This is a genomic window from Acrocarpospora sp. B8E8, assembly GCF_039871605.1.
Taxonomy (GTDB): Bacteria; Actinomycetota; Actinomycetes; order Streptosporangiales; family Streptosporangiaceae; genus Acrocarpospora; species Acrocarpospora macrocephala.
Genome location: NZ_JBDPLV010000009.1, coordinates 99,964 through 118,641 on the forward strand (window position 1 = coordinate 99,964; position 18,678 = coordinate 118,641).

At 70.7% G+C, this 18,678-nt stretch carries 18 protein-coding genes and 1 pseudogene; 9 read left to right on the forward strand and 10 right to left on the reverse strand.

What is annotated here, in order from left to right; translation table 11 throughout:
• The first annotated feature begins 72 nt into the window (after nucleotides 1–72).
• Nucleotides 73–1,521, forward strand: a complete 1,449-nt coding sequence (locus ABGB08_RS10840; protein WP_347588981.1) for a hypothetical protein — start codon at nucleotides 73–75, stop codon at nucleotides 1,519–1,521.
• An 8-nt stretch (nucleotides 1,522–1,529) separates the two neighbouring features.
• Here the strand turns inward: ABGB08_RS10840 and ABGB08_RS10845 are convergent, their stop codons facing one another.
• Entirely contained in the window at nucleotides 1,530–2,063 is a 534-nt protein-coding gene (locus tag ABGB08_RS10845; RefSeq protein ID WP_347588983.1) for a hypothetical protein, read from the reverse strand.
• 131 nt (nucleotides 2,064–2,194) lie between these two features.
• Between ABGB08_RS10845 and ABGB08_RS10850 the strand changes: the two genes are divergently transcribed.
• Complete coding sequence (locus ABGB08_RS10850; RefSeq protein WP_347588985.1) at nucleotides 2,195–2,983, forward strand: DUF4328 domain-containing protein; 789 nt, start codon at nucleotides 2,195–2,197, stop codon at nucleotides 2,981–2,983.
• Here the strand turns inward: ABGB08_RS10850 and ABGB08_RS10855 are convergent.
• From ABGB08_RS10855 to ABGB08_RS10870, 4 genes are read right to left on the reverse strand one after another with little or no spacing between them, the layout of a single operon-like run.
• Complete coding sequence (locus tag ABGB08_RS10855; RefSeq protein ID WP_347588987.1) at nucleotides 2,977–3,363, reverse strand: OB-fold domain-containing protein; 387 nt, start codon at nucleotides 3,361–3,363, stop codon at nucleotides 2,977–2,979. The genes ABGB08_RS10850 and ABGB08_RS10855 overlap by 7 nt on opposite strands.
• A gap of 10 nt (nucleotides 3,364–3,373) precedes the next feature.
• A complete protein-coding gene (locus ABGB08_RS10860) occupies nucleotides 3,374–4,531 on the reverse strand; it encodes a thiolase family protein (RefSeq protein WP_347588989.1) in 1,158 nt (385 codons plus the stop codon).
• Nucleotides 4,528–5,298, reverse strand: coding sequence for a crotonase/enoyl-CoA hydratase family protein (locus ABGB08_RS10865; RefSeq protein ID WP_347588991.1), 771 nt, complete (start codon nucleotides 5,296–5,298; stop codon nucleotides 4,528–4,530). Before ABGB08_RS10865 ends, ABGB08_RS10860 begins: the two co-directional genes overlap by 4 nt.
• Entirely contained in the window at nucleotides 5,291–7,567 is a 2,277-nt protein-coding gene (locus ABGB08_RS10870; RefSeq protein ID WP_347588993.1) for a CoA transferase, read from the reverse strand. Before ABGB08_RS10870 ends, ABGB08_RS10865 begins: the two co-directional genes overlap by 8 nt.
• Nucleotides 7,568–7,721: 154 nt before the next feature.
• Here ABGB08_RS10870 and ABGB08_RS10875 point away from each other — a divergent pair, with 154 nt between their 5' ends.
• The 3 genes from ABGB08_RS10875 to ABGB08_RS10885 all read left to right on the forward strand — a co-directional run bounded on the left by ABGB08_RS10875 (nucleotide 7,722) and on the right by ABGB08_RS10885 (nucleotide 11,503).
• Nucleotides 7,722–8,636, forward strand: coding sequence for a LysR family transcriptional regulator (locus tag ABGB08_RS10875; RefSeq protein WP_347588995.1), 915 nt, complete (start codon nucleotides 7,722–7,724; stop codon nucleotides 8,634–8,636).
• Nucleotides 8,637–8,774: 138 nt separating this feature from the next.
• A complete protein-coding gene (locus ABGB08_RS10880) occupies nucleotides 8,775–10,157 on the forward strand; it encodes an MFS transporter (protein ID WP_347588997.1) in 1,383 nt (460 codons plus the stop codon).
• Nucleotides 10,158–10,273: 116 nt separating this feature from the next.
• Nucleotides 10,274–11,503 carry an acyltransferase gene (locus ABGB08_RS10885; RefSeq protein WP_347588999.1) on the forward strand — a complete coding sequence of 410 codons (1,230 nt, stop codon included), beginning with the start codon at nucleotides 10,274–10,276 and terminating at the stop codon, nucleotides 11,501–11,503.
• 222 nt (nucleotides 11,504–11,725) lie between these two features.
• Here ABGB08_RS10885 and ABGB08_RS10890 read toward each other — a convergent pair whose 3' ends face one another.
• Nucleotides 11,726–12,958, reverse strand: a complete 1,233-nt coding sequence (locus tag ABGB08_RS10890) for a low temperature requirement protein A (protein ID WP_347589001.1) — start codon at nucleotides 12,956–12,958, stop codon at nucleotides 11,726–11,728.
• A 72-nt stretch (nucleotides 12,959–13,030) separates the two neighbouring features.
• Nucleotides 13,031–13,609: a hypothetical protein gene (locus ABGB08_RS10895; RefSeq protein ID WP_347589003.1), complete on the reverse strand. Its 579-nt coding sequence runs from the start codon at nucleotides 13,607–13,609 to the stop codon at nucleotides 13,031–13,033.
• A gap of 145 nt (nucleotides 13,610–13,754) precedes the next feature.
• Between ABGB08_RS10895 and ABGB08_RS10900 the strand changes: the two genes are divergently transcribed.
• From ABGB08_RS10900 to ABGB08_RS10910, 3 genes are all read left to right on the forward strand, one after another.
• Nucleotides 13,755–14,909: a sensor histidine kinase gene (locus ABGB08_RS10900; protein ID WP_347589005.1), complete on the forward strand. Its 1,155-nt coding sequence runs from the start codon at nucleotides 13,755–13,757 to the stop codon at nucleotides 14,907–14,909.
• Nucleotides 14,906–15,559, forward strand: coding sequence for a response regulator transcription factor (locus ABGB08_RS10905; RefSeq protein ID WP_347589007.1), 654 nt, complete (start codon nucleotides 14,906–14,908; stop codon nucleotides 15,557–15,559). Before ABGB08_RS10900 ends, ABGB08_RS10905 begins: the two co-directional genes overlap by 4 nt.
• 82 nt (nucleotides 15,560–15,641) lie before the next feature.
• The gene (locus ABGB08_RS10910; RefSeq protein WP_347589009.1) at nucleotides 15,642–16,184 is read left to right on the forward strand and encodes a type 1 glutamine amidotransferase domain-containing protein; all 543 of its coding nucleotides are present in this window, start codon (nucleotides 15,642–15,644) and stop codon (nucleotides 16,182–16,184) included.
• Between the two features lie 69 nt (nucleotides 16,185–16,253).
• Here ABGB08_RS10910 and ABGB08_RS10915 read toward each other — a convergent pair.
• The 3 genes and pseudogenes from ABGB08_RS10915 to ABGB08_RS10925 all read right to left on the reverse strand — a co-directional run.
• Nucleotides 16,254–16,496: pseudogene (locus ABGB08_RS10915) on the reverse strand (5-methyltetrahydropteroyltriglutamate--homocysteine S-methyltransferase); the annotation flags it as partial.
• 133 nt (nucleotides 16,497–16,629) lie between these two features.
• Nucleotides 16,630–17,154 (reverse strand): peptide deformylase, encoded by a 525-nt coding sequence (gene def / locus ABGB08_RS10920; protein ID WP_347589011.1) that lies wholly within the window; start codon nucleotides 17,152–17,154, stop codon nucleotides 16,630–16,632.
• 313 nt (nucleotides 17,155–17,467) lie between these two features.
• Nucleotides 17,468–18,052 carry a TetR/AcrR family transcriptional regulator gene (locus ABGB08_RS10925; protein ID WP_347589013.1) on the reverse strand — a complete coding sequence of 195 codons (585 nt, stop codon included), beginning with the start codon at nucleotides 18,050–18,052 and terminating at the stop codon, nucleotides 17,468–17,470.
• Between the two features lie 153 nt (nucleotides 18,053–18,205).
• Between ABGB08_RS10925 and ABGB08_RS10930 the strand changes: the two genes are divergently transcribed.
• Complete coding sequence (locus ABGB08_RS10930; RefSeq protein ID WP_347589015.1) at nucleotides 18,206–18,667, forward strand: hypothetical protein; 462 nt, start codon at nucleotides 18,206–18,208, stop codon at nucleotides 18,665–18,667.
• Nucleotides 18,668–18,678: the final 11 nt, after the last annotated feature.

The following is an 18,678-nucleotide window of genomic DNA, read 5'->3' on the forward strand; positions in this document are numbered from 1 at the left end:
GGTCCTTCGTACCTGCATAGGGGAATAGTTGAGATGGGATCAATACGGCGTTTTGGATTCGCCATAGTGGCGATGTCGGCGTTCGTGCCGGTGGCGGCGACGGCGGAGGCGAGCGGCTCCGCGGTCACGTCATCGCATGCGGTGGCCTGGGGCTGGAACAAGCACGGCCGGCTCGGCGACGGCACGACCACGATCGCGCAGACCACGTTCGTGGAGGTGGGGGCGCTTCCCCAGCGGTTCACCAGGGCCGCCGCGGGGCAGACGCACAGCCTGGCCATCGCGGCCGACCGTACCGTCTGGGCCTGGGGGCGCAACAGCTCCGGCCAGCTCGGCGACGGCTCGACGTCCCCGCGGCTGACCCCGGGACAGGTGCCGGGGCTGTCGGACATCCGCGAGGTCGAGGCGGGCGCGGGCTACAGCCTGGCGCTGCGCGCCGACGGCTCGGTGTGGGCCTGGGGCGACAACGACAGGGGGCAGGTGGGTCAGCTCAACACCGGGAACGACCAGCTGACACCGGCGATGGTGCCCGGGCTGTCGAACATCGTGGACATCGAGGCCGGTATGGCGCACAACCTGGCGGTCAAGTCCGACGGCACGCTCTGGGTCTGGGGTGAGAACGACCTCGGCCAGCTCGGCAACGGCTCGTACGGAGATTTCATGCCGGCTCCGCGGCCGGTGCCCGGATTGAAGGGGATCATCGGCGCCGCCGGCGGCGAGGGGCACAGCCTGGCGCTGCGCTCTGACGGCACGATCTGGGCCTGGGGGGACAATGTGGCCGGGCAGCTGGGCGATCACACCACGACCAGGCGCCTGCGGCCGGTGCTCGTGCCGGGATCCAGCGGGTTCACCCAGGTGGCCGCGGGTGCGGATCACAGCCTCGCGCTGCGCTGGGACAGCTCGGTGTGGTCCTGGGGGGCCAACTGGGCCGGGCAGCTGGGGACCGGCGACCTGATCGACCGCCCCTACCTGGACCGGGCGCACATCGGCGGTGTCAGCCGGATTGACGCCGGTGGAGCCTTCAGCCTCGCCCGGCAGGAACCTGGCAGAGTGTGGGCCTGGGGTGCCAACGGGCTCGGCCAGCTGGGCGACGGCACCCAGATCGACCGTGCCGGACCTGTCCGGGTGTTCGGGCTGGACAGCGCCCTGGACATCGCCGCCAGTGCCGCGTCCAGCCATGCGCTCGCCATCCGGGCCGTGCCGCCGCCGGCCCCGCCCCAGGTCCAGATCGACCTCGACGCGGAAGGCGGGAGTCTGCCCGTCGGCGGCTCGCTGACCGTCAACGTGGGAACGACGGCGATCAACAGTTCCACCAAGATCCAGATGTCCGTCACCGGCCTGCCGTACGGGGTGACCGCGACGTTCAACCCGAGCGTGCTGATGAGCGGGGGCGCGTCCACGCTTACCCTGACGGCCGGCCCGCAAGCGTTCACCGGCTGGTTCACGATCACCATCATCGCGACCGCGCCGGGGCAGACGGCTTCGGCCACGTACGAGGTGAACGTCACCGATCCGATCGAGTGACGCGGTGCTCAGCCGGTGGAAGCGGCGGTCTTGGTCACATAAGTGACGAAGATCAGGCTGGTTGTGCCGAGCCGGCCGGTGACCTCCCAGCAGCCTTCCGTCGGGAAGTAGAGGCCGCTGGCCTGGAAACCGGTCGGCTCGTAGCCGACGGGTACGTCCGCGCGCAGGTTCGGGGCCGGGCCGTCGAGACGGCGGCCGGTGATGTCCAACTTGCCGGGGATGCCGCGCCACCAGCCGAACTTCATCCGGATCGAGCCGTCCTGCTCGACGAAGTCCGGACCGGCCTCGATCACGCCCTTCGGCCAGAGACCGCCCACCGCGAGCGTGCCGTCGCCGTGCGAGCTGTGCCAGCCGAAAAGTGCCTCCTCGGGGATCGACGCGGGTCCCTTGGCGGGGAGCGTCACCGGGCAGTTCTCCGGGCCGGGGCGCACCTGCGCGGCGGCGGCGGTGGCGGTGGTCGGCTCTTGCGCGGCGGAGCTCGTACACCCGGTCGCGGACAGGACGACGGCTGCGATCACGGCCTGGATCTTCTTGGTGCTCATGCTCCACTTACACCGGCCGCCCGTGCCGGGTTCCATCCCACTTGGTTGGCTTTCTAAATAAATGTTCCGGCGGCCGGGGATTCCGATGGTAGTTTTATGCGCTCTTTATCTCCGGAATCCCGAGGTTTCACATGTTTCCCCCTCCCCCGGCACCGATCAGGCCCGCACGCGGCCTCGCGGTGACCGTGACCGTCGTGATCGTGATCAACCTGATCGTCGAGGCGATCGCCACCCTGGTCAGCCTGCAGCGCGTCTCGATCATCACTGACGTGATCGAGAACCCGCTGAGCATCGACCTGCAGGCCGTTGAGGACAACGACACCCTGTACGGCACCACCGGCCTGCTCCAGACGGCCACCTTCCTGATCGCCGGAGTCTGCTACTGGATCTGGCTGTTCCGGGTCCGCGCCAACGCCGAGGTGCTGGCCCCGATGGTGCCGCAACGGCGCGCCCGGCCCTGGCTGATCTTCGGATGGTTCGTGCCGATCGTGTCGTTCTGGTTCCCCAAGCAGATCATCGACGACATCTGGACGGCCTCCGACCCGCAGCAGCGCCGGCCCGGCGGCCTGGCGATGTCGTGGTGGATCGTCTGGCTGCTGTCGGTCTTCGGGTCGAACCTGGTGGGCCGGCTGCTGCTCAGGGGTGAGGAGCTGGAAGAGCTGCGGACCGCCGCCCAGCTGGAGGTCGTGCTGTTCCCGCTGACGCTGGTGGCGGGCGTGCTGGCCATCGTGGTGGTCAACAAGATCACCGCCCTGCAGGCCCAGCCGCGCCCCGCCCCGGTGTACCCCAACCCGCAGTACCCCGGTCCGCAGTATCCCGGCCAGCAGTATCCCGGATCGCAGTACCCCGCCCAGCAGTACCCTGGCCAGCAGTACCCCGGCGAGCAGTACCCGCAGCAGACACCGCCGAGCCCCTACTGAGTACTTGCGGGGGTGAAGACGGGGACGGCCTCGCCTCCCTCTGGCTGTTCGAAGGCGACGCGCACGCGCAGGTCGGACAGATCCTCCGGCAGGTCCCCGGTGAGCTGGAGCTGCATCCAGGGGCCCTCGTCGAGCTCGACGATCCCGACCGTGACGGTCGGCAGGCCCTTGGTGTGCACGACGGCCCAGGTCACCACCGTCCCCGTCCCGGCGGCCGGAGCCCACGACAACTCGGGCGAGGCACAGTGCGGGCAGGTACGAGCCTGCGGCGCGGCCCAGCCGCCACAGCCGTCGCAACGGCGGATCAGCAGATCACCACGCGCGGCGCCGTCGAAGAACTCGGCGGTGGCCGCGTCGCGCTGAACGATTCCCACGGGCATCGGCGGGCTCCTATCGCGGATTCGGGCTGAGGACGAGGGTCGAGTGGTGATCCAGCAGGCCGCCGTTGCCGCTGACCAGCACCAGATCGTGGCGCGGGGCCTGGCGCTCGCCACCCTGGCCGCGGGCCTGGATGACGGCCTCGGACAGCGGCGTCATCCCCCACATGTAGTAGGAGGACAGCTGGCCGCCGCCGGTGTTGACCGCCAGCCGTCCCTCCGGGCCGAGCGCCCCGCTGGCCGCGAAGGGCCCGCCTTCGCCCTTGGCGCAGAAGCCGTAATCCTCCAGGGAGAGGAGCGCGGTGAAGGTGTAGCAGTCGTACAGCTCGGCGACGTCGATGTCGGCGATGGTCACGCCGGCCATCTTCAGCGCCGTCGGGCCGGAGATCGCCGCGCCGCTGACCAGGCCGAGCTCGCTGCCGGGACCCATGACGTAACCGGGGTGGGCCTGACCCCAGCCGAGAATGTGCACGGCCGGCTGGGGCAGGTCGGCGGCGCGGTCGGCGGAGGTGACGATGACCGCGACGCCGCCGTTGCTGACCAGGCAGCAGTCCAGCAGGTGGAAGGGCTCGGCGATCCACCGGGAGTTCTGGTGGTCGGCCAGCGTGATCGGGTCACGCATCTGCGCCAGCGGGTTCCTCGCCGCCCAGGCCCGCTGGGCGACCGCGATGTGGCCGAACTGCTCGCTGGTGGTGCCGTATGTCCGCATGTGGCGGCGGGCGGCGAGGGCGTACATCGTGTTCGCGCTGTAGATGCCGGAGGCGGCGGCCAGGCCCCGCCAGCCGGTGGGCCTACTGCCGGCGCCCGCGTAGGCGGCCCCCGCTCCGGACGACGGATCCTTCAGGGGTGCGTCGGCGAAGACGCAGGCCACCACATCGGCCATGCCGGAGCCGACGGCCATGGCGGCGTACTGGACCATGGCGCCGGCGGAGGAGCCGTACGCCTGGATCTCCGACAGCAGCCGCAGGTCGCGCAGGCCCAGGTCACGCTGGAGGCCCAGGCCGACGTCGCCGCTGATGCCGGTGTTGGTCAGCATCCCGTCGATGTCGGGCACGGCCAGGCCCGCGTCGGCGGCGGCCAGCCGGACCGCGTCAGCGGCGAACTCCGCCGCGGTACGGCCGTAGACCTTGCCCATCTCGGTGATGCCGAGACCGGCGATGACCGCGCTCATCGGCCCTCCCACACGGGGGCGCGTTTCTCGGCGAACGCGCGCGGCCCCTCCTTCGCGTCGGCCGACTTCATGATCAGCTCCGCCTCGGCGGTCGAGCGGGCCCAGGCGGCCTCCTCGGAGAAGCCGCGCGCGATCCGCTTGCTGGCCTGCACCGACAGCGGCGCGTTGGCGCAGATGCGCGCGGCCAGCTCAAGCGCCGCCGGCACCACCTGAGCCGGCGGCACGACGCGGTTGATCAGGCCGAGCCGGAGCGCCTCGGCGGCGGGGACGGGATCGCCGGTGAGCAGGATCTCCATGGCGACCTTGGCCGGCAGCTGCCGTACCAGCCGGAACGCGCCGCCCGCGCCGGCGATGATGCCGCGTTTCACCTCCGGCAACCCGAAGCTGGCCGTCTCGGCGGCCACCACCAGGTCGGCCCACAGGGCGATCTCGGTGCCGCCGCCGAGGGCGAACCCGTTGACGGCGGCGACGACGGGCTTGCTGATCGGATGCGTGACACATCCGGCGAATCCCCAGTGGGGTTTCATCCCTTCGGTCGTGAACTCGCCCCGGGCCACCGCCTTCAGATCCGCTCCGGCGCAGAAGGCCTTGTCCCCCGCCCCGGTCAGCACGACCGCCCGGATCGAGGGATCCGCGTCGGCCTCGTCGAGGGCCGTTCCGACGGTCCGGGTCAACGCCGCGTTGACGGCGTTGCGGACCTCAGGGCGATTCAACGTGATCAGCATGACGTGGTCACGGCGCTCGGCGAGCGCGGCGGGCTCAGTCATGGTCGGCTCCTTCCAGTACACCGGCCTCGATCAAGGCCTGGATCTCCGGTTCCGCCAGGCCGAGCAGCCTGGCGGCCACCGCCCGGGTGTGCTCCCCCGCCAGGGGAGCCGGGCGTAGTTCGGGGTCGGCCACCCCGCGGAATGTGGCGGGCCCGTTCTCGGTGCGCACCACGTGGTCGACGTACGGCTGGCGCATCTCCCGCAAGAACCCGCGCGCGACGAGTTGGGGATCGTCCAGGTACTCGATGACCCGCTGCATCATCCCGGCGGGCACCCCGGCGGCCTGCAGGACCGCCATGCACTCGCGCGGCGGCCGGGCCGCCGTCCACGCGGCGACGTCCGCGGACCCGACGACCTCGCGCAACCGGCGCCGCTGCTCGTCGGTCTCGGCCGCGACGACGATCCACTCGTCGTCACCGGCGCACGGGAAGATCCCCTGGAACAGGTCCCCCGGGTCGGTGAACGAGCCGGGCGCCAGGGACTCGTGCAGGAAGTTCGTGGAGAACTGGGTGAGGATCGTCTCGGCCTGCGCGACGCTGACCGTGCCGCCCTTCCCGGTACGGCGCCGCTCGATCAGCGCCGCCAGCACGCCCACCGCGCCCACCCGGGCGGCGACATGGTCGGGGTAGATCGTGATGGCGTCGCAGAACCCCGCCTCGACCTCGTGGTCCCGCCACAACATGGTCAGCCCGGTCGACGCGCGGACGAGCGGGCCGTACCCCATTCTCCTGCTCCACGGCCCGGTCGAGCCGAGGGCGCTGCTGTCGGCCATGACGATGCGCGGGTTCAGCGCGCTGAGGACGTCGTAGCCGATGCCGAGGGACTCCAGCGTGCCCGGCTTGAAGTTGGACAGGACGACGTCGGACTCGGCGGCCAGCCGTTTGAAGAGGGCCAGCCCTTCGGGGGATCGCAGGTTGATCCCGGCGCTGAGCTTGTTGCGGTGCCCCCAGGTGAAGCTGACGCTGATGGTCTCCCCGGTGAGCGACTGGCGGCTGCCGTCGGGGTAGGCCCGGCTCTCGATCTTTATGACCTCGGCGCCCTGGTCGGCCAGGAGCCGCCCGAGTTCGGCGCCGACCACGATCACGCCCAGGTCGAGCACCCGCAGCCCGTCGAGGGGCCGCCGCTTAGACGGGGCCGGCCGCTTGGCGGGCGGGGCGGGGCGGGTCTCCGCGAACACCTCCGCGTTGTGTTCCCCCACCTCCGGGGCCGGGCGCCTGGGCCCGGCGCGTACCCCGTTGACCTCGACGTACCCGGACGGCAGCCGCCCGGCCAGCCCCGGGGCGACCGCCATGTCGACGAAACCGCCGCGCGCCAGGAAATGCGGGCTGGTCAGCACCTCGCCCGGGTCGAGCAGGGCCGCGATCGGCACCCCGCGCTCCTGGCCCTGGGCGATGAGCTCCTCGCGCGCCTGGTCCCGGAACAGCTCGCCGATCAGCACGTGCAGCCGTTCGGAGGCGCCGAACCTGGCGGCCAGGTTGTCGTATTTCGGGTCGGCGAACTCCGCGGGCTCGCCGAGCCAGCCGAACATGCCGCGCCATTGGCGTCTGGCCAGCACGCAGATCCGGACGTACCCATCGGCGCAGGGGAAGATCGGGTACAGGTTGCCCGCCGCGGGGCGGCCGCGCGGCAGGGCGGTGGCCGGCACTCCGCCGGTGGCCGAGCCGCCGATGCCGAAGCCGGGGTCGATGACCTGCGCGGTCATCTCGTACACCGAGCAGTCGACGTGGTCGCCCGCCCCCGTATCGAGCCGGTTGTAGTACGCCACCAGCGCCGCCCACGCGGCCTGCACGGCCGCCGACTCGTACGCCAGCGGCCCCGGCGGCAGGACCGGCGCCCGCCCCGGGATGCCCGATCGGGACAGCACCCCGCCCAGGGCCAGATGGACCCCGTCGGTGCCGGCCCAATCCCGGTACGGCCCGGTCTGGCCGAAATCAGTGATCGACACCACGACCAGGGCCGGGTTGCGGTCGAGCAGCGCCGGCACGTCGAGGACGCCCGGCCGTTCGGTCTCGATCAGGATGTCCGCCCCGGCCGCCAAATCGAGCAGCCGGGGATCGTCCAGCGCCAGGGTGACGCCGCGCTTGCCGGCGTTGTGGGTCGCGAAATACAGGCTCACTCCGCCGTGCAGAGGCGCCCGCTTCCGGGTCGGCGCCCCTCCGGGCGGCTCGACCCTGATCACGTCGGCCCCCAGGTCGGCGAGGAACCGGCCGCACATCTCGGCCTTGCCGTCGGCCAGGTCGACGACCCGGACACCGGTGAGGGGAAGCATGGTTGATCACCCCAATGCGGGAGATTTCCAGGTGGATGACGAGAGAATGTCACGCTGATTTCGCTCTGAACACGTCCGAATCCGCAACGTAGTCGTTGCCGGATCGGCAACGTCCGCCTTGACGTGCGGCGACGCCCGTCCCAGACTCCCCGCTATGGACGTGCAGCAACTCCGGTGTTTCGTCGCCGTCGCCGAGGAACTGCATTTCGGCCGCGCCGCCGAACGGCTGCACCTCACGCCCTCACCGGTCAGCCGCGCCGTCCGCGACCTCGAACGCGAATTCGGCGTCGCCCTGTTCGTGCGCCGCTACCACCAGGTCGAGCTGACCACCGACGGCCGGGCTCTGCTCGACCCCGTCCGCGACGTCCTGCTCCGCGTCGACGGCCTCAAAGCCCTGGTCACCGCCCCGCCGACGGCCCGCCGCGTCGTCCACGTGGGCGGCACCCACCTGTCTCCGCCCGCGGTGATGGACCGCCTCCTGGCGGTCACCGAGCAGCGTTTCCCCGGCCATGACATCGAGGTGACCACGGCGCCGTCCGCCGAGCTGCTGCCCGGCCTCGAACGCGGCGAGCTCGACCTGGCCCTCGTGCACCTGCCGCTCGACCGCCCCGACCTGGACAGCCTGGTCGTGGCCCGCTACACGTTCTGCGTGGTCACCCGCGCCGACGACCCGCTGGCCGGCCGGGACGAGCTGAGCCTGCGCGACCTCACCGACCGCACCATGACGATCGGCCCGTCCGGCGTGCAGCCGACCGCGATGAACCGCCACATAGAACGGCTGAAGAACGCCGGGATCACCTCGATCCACCGCATGCCCGACCACGACTCGGCCCTGCTGGCCGCCCACATCCGCCGCAGCCACGGCCTCACCCTGACCTTGCACCCCCGCCAGGGCGGCTCCTCCCGCGTCTTCGACGACCCGGCCTTCGCGGTCGTGCCGCTGCGCGACGACCTGGAGTTCCTGCTAGGCGTGGCCTGGTCGCGCCACCGGGCCGGCCATGACGACGTCGTCGGCGAGCTGGTGGGGACCGTACGGCAGGAGTGGGCCGGGCACCCGCTCACGCTCTGACACGTTGCGTTTCCGCGCACGTGCACATGTGCCGATGCGCGATGGTCAACATCGGCGCGGGCCGCCTACGTTCAGCGCACCACCTCAGCCTGAGCCTCGTGAGGTCCCGCGAGCCGGCTCATCCTGTGCAAGGAGCCGATGATGTCTCACACCCCCCTTGACTCGTCCGTCTCGGCCGCTTCCATCAACGCCCGCATCGACGCCATGCCGAAGGTCGGCCTCAGCCGCGCCGCCTGGTTCGCGCTCATGCTCTGCTTCTTCTTCGCCAACTACGACATCTCCGTCCTCACCATCACCCTGCCCGCGATGCGGGACGAGTTCGGCCTGGCCGGCGCCGAGCTGGGCTACCCCATCACCTGGAACCTCGTCGGCTACTGCGTCGGGGCCTACCTGTTCGGCCACATCGCCGACCGGCACGGCCGCCAGCGGGGGCTCCTGCTGACCATCGCCGCGCTCGGCGCCGGCGGCCTGCTCACCGCGTTCTCGTGGGACGTGTGGTCGCTGACGTTCTTCCGGTTCCTCACCGGCTGCGGGATGGGGGCGGTGCTGGCGCTGTGCTCGGCGTACATCGGCGAGATGGCGCCGAAGCACCAGCGCGGCGGCTACCTGTCCCGCCTCTACACCGTCGGCACCGTCCTGCTCCTGCTGGTCGGCTTCGCCTCCCTGCCGGTGCTGTCGGCCTTCGCCGGCGGCTGGCGCTGGCTGCTGGCCTTCGGCGCGCTGGTGCTGCTGGTGCTGCCGCTGGTCAATCGCCGGGCCCTGGTCGAGTCGCCGCGCTGGCTGGTCACGGTGGGCCGAGCCGGGGAGGCCGATCAGATCGTGCGCGACATGGAGTCCCGCGTCGGCCTGCCGCCGGGCGGAGCCGCCGTGCCGGCCGAGGCTCCCGTCGAGCAGGCGACCACGGCGGACGAGGAACGCGTCCCGGCCCGCGCGCTGTTCAAGGCGCCGTACCTGTCGCGCATGCTCATCGTGCTGGGCTTCTGGTTCATCTTCTATCTCGCCATGTACGGCTATGCCAGCTACCTCCCGCTGATTCTGGAAGGCATCGGCATCTCCACCTCCGACGCGGTCCTGGTCAGCGTGCTGACCCGGGCGATGCCGCTCATCTCGGGGGTCGCGGCCGTGCTCCTGGTGGAGCGCATGGAACGCCGGACCATGGTCGTCATCGGCACCCTGGTGTTCGCCGCCGCGCTCCTGCTGATCAGCCTCGACCTCGGCGAGACCGTGGCGACGATCGGCGCGCTGTTCAGCTCCTTCGGCATCGCGTTCATGGCGACTCCGGCGTACACCTACACCGCCGAGATCTTCCCCACCCGCGCTCGCGGCACCGCCTCCGCCATCGCCGACGGCGTCGGCCACCTCGGCGGCGCCGTGACCCCGTTCGTGGTCCTGCCGATCCTGACCACCTACGGCGCCCGCCCGGCGTCGTTCGTGATGGTGGCCCTGCTGCTGATCGCAGCCGCAATCATCCGCCTCGGCGTACGCACCCGCGACCGGGCCCTGGCGGAGATCGCCACCTGATCGCGTGCGAATCCGCCCGCCTAAGATCACGGAGGGAATGCAACGGCGTCCTGGATCTGGCCCAGGGCGCCGGGAAACCCCAGACTGAGCTTGTCAGGCACGACGGGGGAGGCAGGATGGCGGAGGCGCACATCGAGGTGGCTCACGTGCCGCAGCCCGAGCGGCGGACCGAACTGGACGCGATTCGCGCGCTCGTCGTGGTCGGGCTGGTGTTCTTCCATTCGGCGCTGGTGTTCGACACACGCGACGACTACTACGTGAAGAACGCCGAGACCACCGACGCGACCATGATCGTGGCGGGTCTTGGCATGGTGTGGGCGATGCCGACGCTCTTCCTCGTCGCCGGGCTCGGCTCGTGGCACTCGCTGCGCCGGCGCGGCGCCGCCGGGTTCGCGACGGAACGGCTGCTGCGGCTCGGCGTCCCGCTGATCTTCGCGACACTCACGATCATCCCGGTGCCGCAGTGGCTCCGGCTGCGGGCCGACCCCGCGTACCACGAGTCGTACCTGCAGTTCCTGCCGCGATTCTTCGACATTCATCTGGATTTATCCGACTTCCCGTTCATCGTGGCGGGCGAGCACTTCGAGACCGGGCACCTGTGGTTCGTGGAGATGCTGCTCGCGTACGCGCTGCTGCTCGCCCTGGCGCTCCGCTGGCTCCCCCGCGACCTCGGCCACCGGATCCGCGACGGGCTGGCCGTCAGCATGCGGCGGCGCGGCGCGGTGCTGCTGCTCCCGGCCATCCCGATCGCGCTGATCACCGCCCTGCACGGCATGGAGGAGGCCTTCGCGGGCTGGAGCCGCTGGGCGTACCTGCTCTTCTTCCTGTACGGATTCGTGCTCGCCGCCGACGACCGATTCCGGACGGCGATGCGCCGCGACGCGACCCTCGCCCTCGTGGCCGGCCTGGTCTTCTTCTCCATCGGCACGCCAGGCTTCCTCGCCATGAGCGGGACGCCGGGCGCGGATCCCCTCGCCGACATGACCGCGCTCGCGATCGGCAGCCGCGTCCTGTTCGGCGCGGCAGGCTGGTGCTGCGTGGTCGCGATCCTGGGCCTGCTCGACCGCCGCCGATCGGCACGGAATTCCACGCCGGACGTTGAACCGCATCCGCTAGGTCTGAGAAAGCGGCTGTACGGCTACCTCGCCCCCGCCGTACTGCCGCTGTACATCCTGCACCAGCCGATCGTCGTCAGCGTCGCGTACGGCGTGATCCGCTGGGACGCCCCGATGGTGCTCAAGTACCTCGCGATCGTCGCGGCCTCGCTCACCCTGACCGTCGCCGCGTACGACCTGCTGGTCCGCCGCACCCGGCCGACCCGGTTCCTGTTCGGCATGCGCGACTGACCGAGAACCAGTACGACCAGGCGGCGGCGATCATGGCGGGGCGGACGCTACGTCGCCGGCTAGGCGCCCCCCGTGTGCAGTGCGCTCGGGAAGTTCTTCCCCAACAAAGGACTGCGATTTTCTTCTGATCCCAGCGAGTTACGGCCCACACGCCTCCGGCCGTTCAGGGGTTCCAGATCATAGGAGGGCCGGTGGCAGGCCAAGGCGGAGTGGATCAGGCGGTCACTGCTGTTCGTCATGCCGCAGCGTGCCGCGGAGGGTACGTCGGGCCTGCGCATTGCGCGTGGTTTCGACGACGATGAGGGCGGTCAGGACGGCCACCGAGCCGGTCAGCCCGGCAAGTGGCGGGAGGACGACGGCGGCCGGCATGGCGGCGAGCAGCACGCCGGTCGCTACCAGCCGCGGAAGGCTCAGCGCGCCGTGCATGCGGCGCTCGAACAGCAGGTGCCCGGCCAGGTACAGTGCGAGGCCGCCGAAGAGCGGAAGTGCGTAGAAGGCGCCTAACGGCTTGCCCTCGCTGGCGTGGGCCAGCACGCCCTCGACGCCGAGGGCGGCCAGGACGATGCCGGCGACGACGGGGAAATGCCCGTACGTGTACGCCTCGACTGCCAGGTCGACTCTGGCTCGGCCTCGTGCCTCGACGAGCCGGTGCTCGGCCGCGAGTGATACCACGTCGAAGTACAGCCACCACAGGCAAACGGCGACGGCGACGCCGAGAATGGCCGCGAACAACAGCGGCGTGCTGATGGGACGGTCGGCGGCGCCGACGCCGATGGCGACGACCGATTCGCCGATGGCCAGGATGATGAACAGGCCGTGCCGTTCGGTCAGGTGTGCCGGGCTGTGCAGCCGCCAGCCGCCGCGTCTGGCGGTGAGGTAGATGCCGAGCCAGTCCACCAGGAGGGCCACGGTGAACAGCAGCGTCTGGGTCCAGCCACCCAGCAGCGCCCCGGACACGAGCAGAGCCGCGCCCGCCGTCATCGGCAGCCAGGTGATCACGATCTGGTGCCGCAGCCCGGTGTCACCGGTGGCGGCCACGGCGTACACCGCGAGGTGCACGCAGCGGACCAGCAGGTAGGCGCACACCAGCACGAGGGGGCCGTCCAGGCCCCCGGGTCCGTCGCGCCACGCCTCGGGAATGGTCAAGGCGACCACGAATATCGCCGCCATCGCGACGACCATCCCCGCCCGCACGAAACCCTCGTCGGCTCGCGAATGGTTTCCCAGCCATGTGTAGCCCGACCAGGTCCCCCACAGCAGCGCCAGCATCAGCAGCCCCCGCAGGACGCCGTGAGCGCTGTGCTCCTCCGCCATGTAGCCGGTGACCTGCGTGACCGCGAAGACGTAGACCAGGTCGAAGAACAGCTCGAAGGGAGTCGCCCGATGATCCTCGCCGGTGGGGCGAACGCCCTTCGGCACCCTGACGCGCCGCTGGGCCTGACGCTGCTCAACCACGGCCAACTCCCTCCTCCATGGACCACTCGGAGCATAGGGCCCAGGTGCGGAACGGACGACGGCCCGTCTGCGTCAGGCCGTCCTTGGGGTGCCATAGGCGGCCTGAGCACGGCGCCATATGGCCGTGGCCAGCCACGCCAGCGTGGCTCCGACGACCACGTGCAGGGCGCTGGTCAGCGGGGTGTCGGGGAGCCGGGCCGCGATGGCGAACACGGGCAGGGCGATGCCGTATATCCACACCGGGATGCGGGGATAGACGCGGGCACGGACCATGGCGATCGTGAAGAGCACCGTACCGACCATGAACACCAGGGCGCTGCCGAGCAGCGCGGCCCTCGTGGGGGCGGCGAGGTCGTTCGCCACGGTTTCGCCGAGATAGAAGAGGACGAGGTTCAAGGCGTACGCGGCACCGCCGAACAGGCCGAGCCCGATGAGGTTGACGGCGTACCCGATCGAGCCGAATGTGCCGGTGGCGTGCATCTGGCCTATGTGCAGCGCGGTGAGCAGCGGCACCGCGAGCGCCGGTGACACGCCGAGGACGAAGCTGGTGACCGCGGTCTCGCCCGTGAACGCCTCGACCGCCCCGGGGAGGGCGATGAACAGGCCGGAGAGCAAACCGCAGACGGCGCCGAAACGAAGCAGGAAAGTCATGGTGGCGACGGTAGGAGCGCGGAACAGGCCGGATAAGTGCCGACCAGGGGTACCTACGGCCATTGTTACCCGGTGCCGGGGTGCCGACCGGCACGTGCCGATCGGGCTATCGATCGATCACCGCCGCCTGCCGTAACCTGCGAGCGTGCCCTCTTTGCGCCCGGTGCCGTGGCTGTCGTCCCTGCTCTACGGCGTGGTGCTGGTCGCGGGCGGCTACGCGAGCATCATCGGCCTCGGCGGCACCCACCTGGTCCCGTTCGCGGGTGGCCTGGCCGTGCTGGCCGTGCTCGACCAGGTCGAGCGCCGCCGTTACCCGGTCAGGACACCGCCCGGCTCGGCGGTCGCGCTGCTGGCCGCCCGGCTCGCCCTGTACGCGCTGGTGGCCGCGGCGGATGGGTCGGGAATGTCCCGGGTGCTGTTCCTCCTGCTGCCGTTCACCGCGTACTTCGCGTTCGGCCGCGCGGCCGCCATCGCGATCGGGGTGGTCTGTGTCGGTTTCGTGGTGGTCACCTTCGAACTGACGGTCCCGGACTGGCCTCGCGAGGTCGAGCAGGTGTCTGACCTGCTGATGTTCATCGTCGGCCTGATTCTGACCATCGCCATGGCGGCGGTGGCGGTCCAGGAGCAGCGCGGCCGGGTACGGCTGGAGGAGTCCCACGCCAAGCTGCGCGAGTACGCGGCCCGGGTCTCGGAGCTGTCCGCCACCGCCGAACGCAACCGGCTGGCCCGCGATATCCACGACGGGCTCGGTCACCATCTCACGGCGATCGCCGTACTGCTGGAGAAGGCCGCCGCCTTCGGCGAACGGGATCCCGGGGTCGCCCGGCGGGCCCTTGACGACGCGCAGCAGTCGGCGCGGCGGGCGCTGGAGGACGTCCGCCAGTCGGTCCGCACGCTGCGCGCGGAAACCGAACGTTTCCGGCTGTCGTCGGCACTCGCCGACCTCACCCGCGAAGCCGGCGACGGGCGGCTGAACGTCACCCTCGACTGCACCGGCGACGAGACCGGGCACGACTCCGCCGCGCTCCTGGCGATCTACCGGGCCGCGCAGGAGGGACTCACCAACGCCCGCCGGCACGCCCACGCCACCACCGTGGCGGTGAACGTCCATTGCGATCCGTCGCGGGCGCGGCTGATCGTGGCCGATGACGGGCGGGGCTTCGCGCCGGAGCGGGAAGGCTTCGGCCTGCTCGGGATGCGGGAGCGGGTCGAGCTCGCCGGCGGTTCCGTCGAGGTGGACACCGGACCCGGGACCGGCACCAGGCTCACCGTCACCATTCCTCGCCGGACCGCGTCGTGACCGGCGAGCAGGTCCGGGTCCTCGTCGTGGACGACCAGCAGCTCATCAGGGAGAGCATCGCGTCCCTGCTCGACATCCAGCCCGGCATCGCCGTCGTCGGCATGGCCGGCGACGGCCGCGCCGCCGTCGAGCTGGTGCTCGCGCTCTCCCCGGATGTCGTCCTCATGGACGTACGGATGCCCACGATGGACGGCATCGAGGCGGTCGCCGTCCTGCGCGGCCGGGCCCCGGCGTGCCGTGTGGTCATGCTGACCACGTTCGACGACGAGGAGTACGTCGTGGCGGCGCTGCGCGCGGGCGCGAGCGGATACCTGCTCAAGGACCGGCCGTCCCGGGAACTGGCCGACGCCGTCCGGCTGGCCCACGCGGGTGTCGTCCAGTTCGACCCGGCCGCGGCGGCACGCCTTGCCGCGGCGCTCACCCGCACCGCCGCCGTACCACCCGTCGACCCGGCCGGGCACGCGCTCACCAGCCGGGAGGTCGAGGTGCTGCGGCTCGTCGCCACCGGCTCCACGAACCGCGAGATCGCCAGGCGGCTCTACCTGAGCGAAGGCACGGTGAAGAACCACATCTCCCGGATTCTCGGCCGCCTCGGGCTACGCGACCGAACCCAGGCGGCGGTCTACGCCCGCGACCACGGCTTGCTCTGAGATCGCCTCACCCCAGCCACCTGAATAAGGCCATGAAGAACGGGCAGGGGAAGAGTCTAGGCAGCTCAGAGGGGAGACAGCCATGATCGAAGGCAAGACCATCGCATTTCTCGCCGCACCCGAGGGCACCGAGCAGGTCGAGTTGACCGAACCGTGGCAGACCATCATGAACGCCGGGGGCGTGCCACGGTTGATCTCCACCCGGGAAGGGCGGATCCAGGCGTTCCACCACCTCGACCGTGGCGACGCATTCCGGGTGGACGCCACCGTGGATCAGGTCGAGGCCGCCCAGTTCGACGGGCTCGTCCTGCCAGGCGGGGTGGCCAACCCCGACTACCTGCGCACCCGTCCCGAGGCGGTACGGTTCGTGCGGGCGTTCTTCGACCTGGGTAAGCCCGTCGCGGCGATCTGCCACGCGCCGTGGACGCTCATCGAAGCCGATGTCGTACGGGGGCGCACGCTGACCTCGTGGCCCAGCCTGCAGACCGACCTGCGCAACGCGGGCGCGACCTGGCACGACCGGGAGGTCGTGGTCTGCACGGCGGCCCCGTCCACACTGGTCACCAGCCGGATGCCGGATGACCTGAAGGCGTTCGGCGAGGCGGCGATCGAGGCGTTCGCCTAGGCGTACATGACGCCGGGTTGAGAGCCCCGCGGGCCTGGTCTCAGCGGGGAGCGGAGACCAGGCGAGACGCTGGCGGGCGGTGTGGGAGAACGGCTGGTCGTCGCGTACGAAGGACCAGGCGAGCATGGTGACCGGTCCGGTGAGCATGCCCTTGACCGGCTTGGCCGTCAGTGACTGCGCGTAGCTCGCCCATTCGGTGGTCATCGGGCGGGGGCGGGAGATGTCGCCGTGCAGGATGGGCGGGCGAACGCAGCGGGTGCCGTAGGACTGGACCCAGCCGTGGTCGGTGACGGCGTAGCCGGTGAGCTGCTCGCCCCCGGCCAAGGCGGGCTCGTCGAGCTGGACGCGCCGGGCACCCGCCCCGGCGAGCCGCCTTACGACGCCTAGCCCCTCGGGGGCCGGGCGAACCATCCGCGCCAGGCAGTCTAGCCCGACCGAACCTGTCCTACAGAGCGTTGCGGCTCTCTTCGAACTCCCTCAGCACCGCTTTGCGCGCCGCCTTCGAGAGCCGGTCGATGTAGAGCATGCCGTCCAGGTGGTCGGTCTCGTGCTGCAGGCAGCGCGCCAGCACACCGGTGCCATGCACGGTCACCGGCGCGCCCGTCACGTCGAACCCGTGGGCCGTCGCCCGGTCCGGCCGCCCGACCACCGCTCGCGGACCCGGGATCGACAGGCAGCCCTCGTCGTCCGGATCGAGGTTGCGCTCCCCCGGTCCCGGCGGCACCAGCGTCGGGTTGACGACCACGCCCTTCTGCGAGACGCCGTCCCCGTCCGGGCAGTCGTAGACGAACACGCGCAGGTCCACGCCGATCTGGTTGGCCGCCAGCCCGACCCCCTCGGCTTCGTACATGCTGGCGAACATGTCCTCCACCAGCGCGGCCAGTTCCTCGTCGAAGCGCTCGACCGGGCGGCACGGAGTGTGCAGCACCGGGTTGCCGACGATGGTGATGGGACGTGCCGTGCCACTCATGTGTGTTACCGCCTTGGTCAAGGGAGCCGAAAGATCGGATGACAGATCGAGGGAGGCGGGAACGGCGCCCGCATCCGCCAGCAGTCGCCCACGGCCGCGATCATCGCGCCATTATCGGTGCACAAGGCCGGAGCCGACACGCGCAGGGTGATGCCCGCGGCCGCGCAATGCGCGGCGGAGCCTCCCGTTCGCGGCCATGCCGCCGACGATGACCAGGGTATCCACCGCGTGCACCTTCCTGCGGCGTCGCCCGGGCAGTCCACCGATCTCCAACCAGACCCGCCCGCTCATCCTCCGGATACCGTGAAGCTGGTCAGTGGCTGTCGTCTTTGTGGGAGCGGTTGAGCAGCAGGTCGGCGGCGTGGGCTAGGACCTGGGCTCGGGTGCGGTCGGCGTGGTCGGCGGCGAGGAAGTGTTCGCCGATCGCCAGGCAGAAGGCGAGCAGGCTGCGGGCCTCGATCTCGTCGGGGTCGGAGCAGAAGGTGCCGATGAGTTCGCGCAGCAGCGTCATGCGCCGGTTGTCCACCCGTCGCAGGCGCTCGGCGACCGCCTCGTCGCGCCGGGCCCAGTCCCGGATCGCTAGGTCGATGGGCAGCAGGCGGTCGCTGGAGAAGGTGAGCACGCCCGCGCGCTGGATCTTGGTTCTCGGGTCGCCCCCTTCGCGCTCGACGCGGTCGAGCACCTCGTCGATGCTCTCCCTTTCCCAGGTGTCCAGCATCGCCCTCAGCAACGCGTCGCGGTCGGCGAAGGATCCGTAGAACCCGCCTTTCGTGACGCCGAGCTTCTTCGCCAGCGCCTCGACGCGTACGGTATCCGGGCCGCCGGCGGCCAGCGCCCGCAGCCCTTCCTCGATCCACCTGTCACGCGGTGTGCGAGTCGCGCCCACGATGTGTCTCACCTCACCTCTCCCGCGCATATACGCCACCGTATAAACGGGTTAACCTCAGTCTATACGGTGGCGTATACACGAAAGGCGGTTGTTGCCATGAAGCTGAGGCGGGCATCGGAGCGTGGCGCGGCCGTCTGCCGAGCGAGGACCGTGGAAGGTGTCGTGGGGACGGACAACATCCCCGAGTCCATCCGCGCTCTCAGCTCGCTGTCCCGGATCGACTACGTCGATCACTTCACCCTCTCCACCGGCGCGGACGCGACACCGGAGCAGTGGGCTCGCGCGATGTTCGGTGACGTCCCCAGCGCCGCGGAGCAGCTGATTTGGCGCGGTCTCCTCGGTTTCCGGCTCAGCCTAGGGCGATCGCCGGACACCGTGGCCGGATGGCACATCGCCGAACGCGGCGAAGACTGGATCCGGCTCGAGGCCACCTCCTGGTTCCTGACCGGCAACCTTCTCGTCCAGGCAACCGATGGGCGGGTGTCGCTGGGGACCTTCCTGCGCTATGACCGGCGCCTGGGCCATAGCGTGTGGCCCCCGCTGTCCGCCGTGCATCGCCTGCTGGTACCCGGGCTGCTCCGCGACGCCGCGGCGAAGATAGGCGATCGCGAACTGCGGCCGTGATCCATTGGAAA

What these genes read in the sequence shown, in the direction of transcription:
- ABGB08_RS10840 (WP_347588981.1), top strand. Translation starts at nt 73, where the DNA reads ATGTCGGCGTTCGTGCCGGTGGCGGCGACGGCGGAGGCGAGCGGCTCC.
- ABGB08_RS10845 (WP_347588983.1), bottom strand. Translation starts at nt 2,063, where the DNA reads ATGAGCACCAAGAAGATCCAGGCCGTGATCGCAGCCGTCGTCCTGTCC.
- ABGB08_RS10850 (WP_347588985.1), top strand. Translation starts at nt 2,195, where the DNA reads ATGTTTCCCCCTCCCCCGGCACCGATCAGGCCCGCACGCGGCCTCGCG.
- ABGB08_RS10855 (WP_347588987.1), bottom strand. Translation starts at nt 3,363, where the DNA reads ATGCCCGTGGGAATCGTTCAGCGCGACGCGGCCACCGCCGAGTTCTTC.
- ABGB08_RS10860 (WP_347588989.1), bottom strand. Translation starts at nt 4,531, where the DNA reads ATGAGCGCGGTCATCGCCGGTCTCGGCATCACCGAGATGGGCAAGGTC.
- ABGB08_RS10865 (WP_347588991.1), bottom strand. Translation starts at nt 5,298, where the DNA reads ATGACTGAGCCCGCCGCGCTCGCCGAGCGCCGTGACCACGTCATGCTG.
- ABGB08_RS10870 (WP_347588993.1), bottom strand. Translation starts at nt 7,567, where the DNA reads ATGCTTCCCCTCACCGGTGTCCGGGTCGTCGACCTGGCCGACGGCAAG.
- ABGB08_RS10875 (WP_347588995.1), top strand. Translation starts at nt 7,722, where the DNA reads ATGGACGTGCAGCAACTCCGGTGTTTCGTCGCCGTCGCCGAGGAACTG.
- ABGB08_RS10880 (WP_347588997.1), top strand. Translation starts at nt 8,775, where the DNA reads ATGATGTCTCACACCCCCCTTGACTCGTCCGTCTCGGCCGCTTCCATC.
- ABGB08_RS10885 (WP_347588999.1), top strand. Translation starts at nt 10,274, where the DNA reads ATGGCGGAGGCGCACATCGAGGTGGCTCACGTGCCGCAGCCCGAGCGG.
- ABGB08_RS10895 (WP_347589003.1), bottom strand. Translation starts at nt 13,609, where the DNA reads ATGACTTTCCTGCTTCGTTTCGGCGCCGTCTGCGGTTTGCTCTCCGGC.
- ABGB08_RS10910 (WP_347589009.1), top strand. Translation starts at nt 15,642, where the DNA reads ATGATCGAAGGCAAGACCATCGCATTTCTCGCCGCACCCGAGGGCACC.
- def (WP_347589011.1), bottom strand. Translation starts at nt 17,154, where the DNA reads ATGAGTGGCACGGCACGTCCCATCACCATCGTCGGCAACCCGGTGCTG.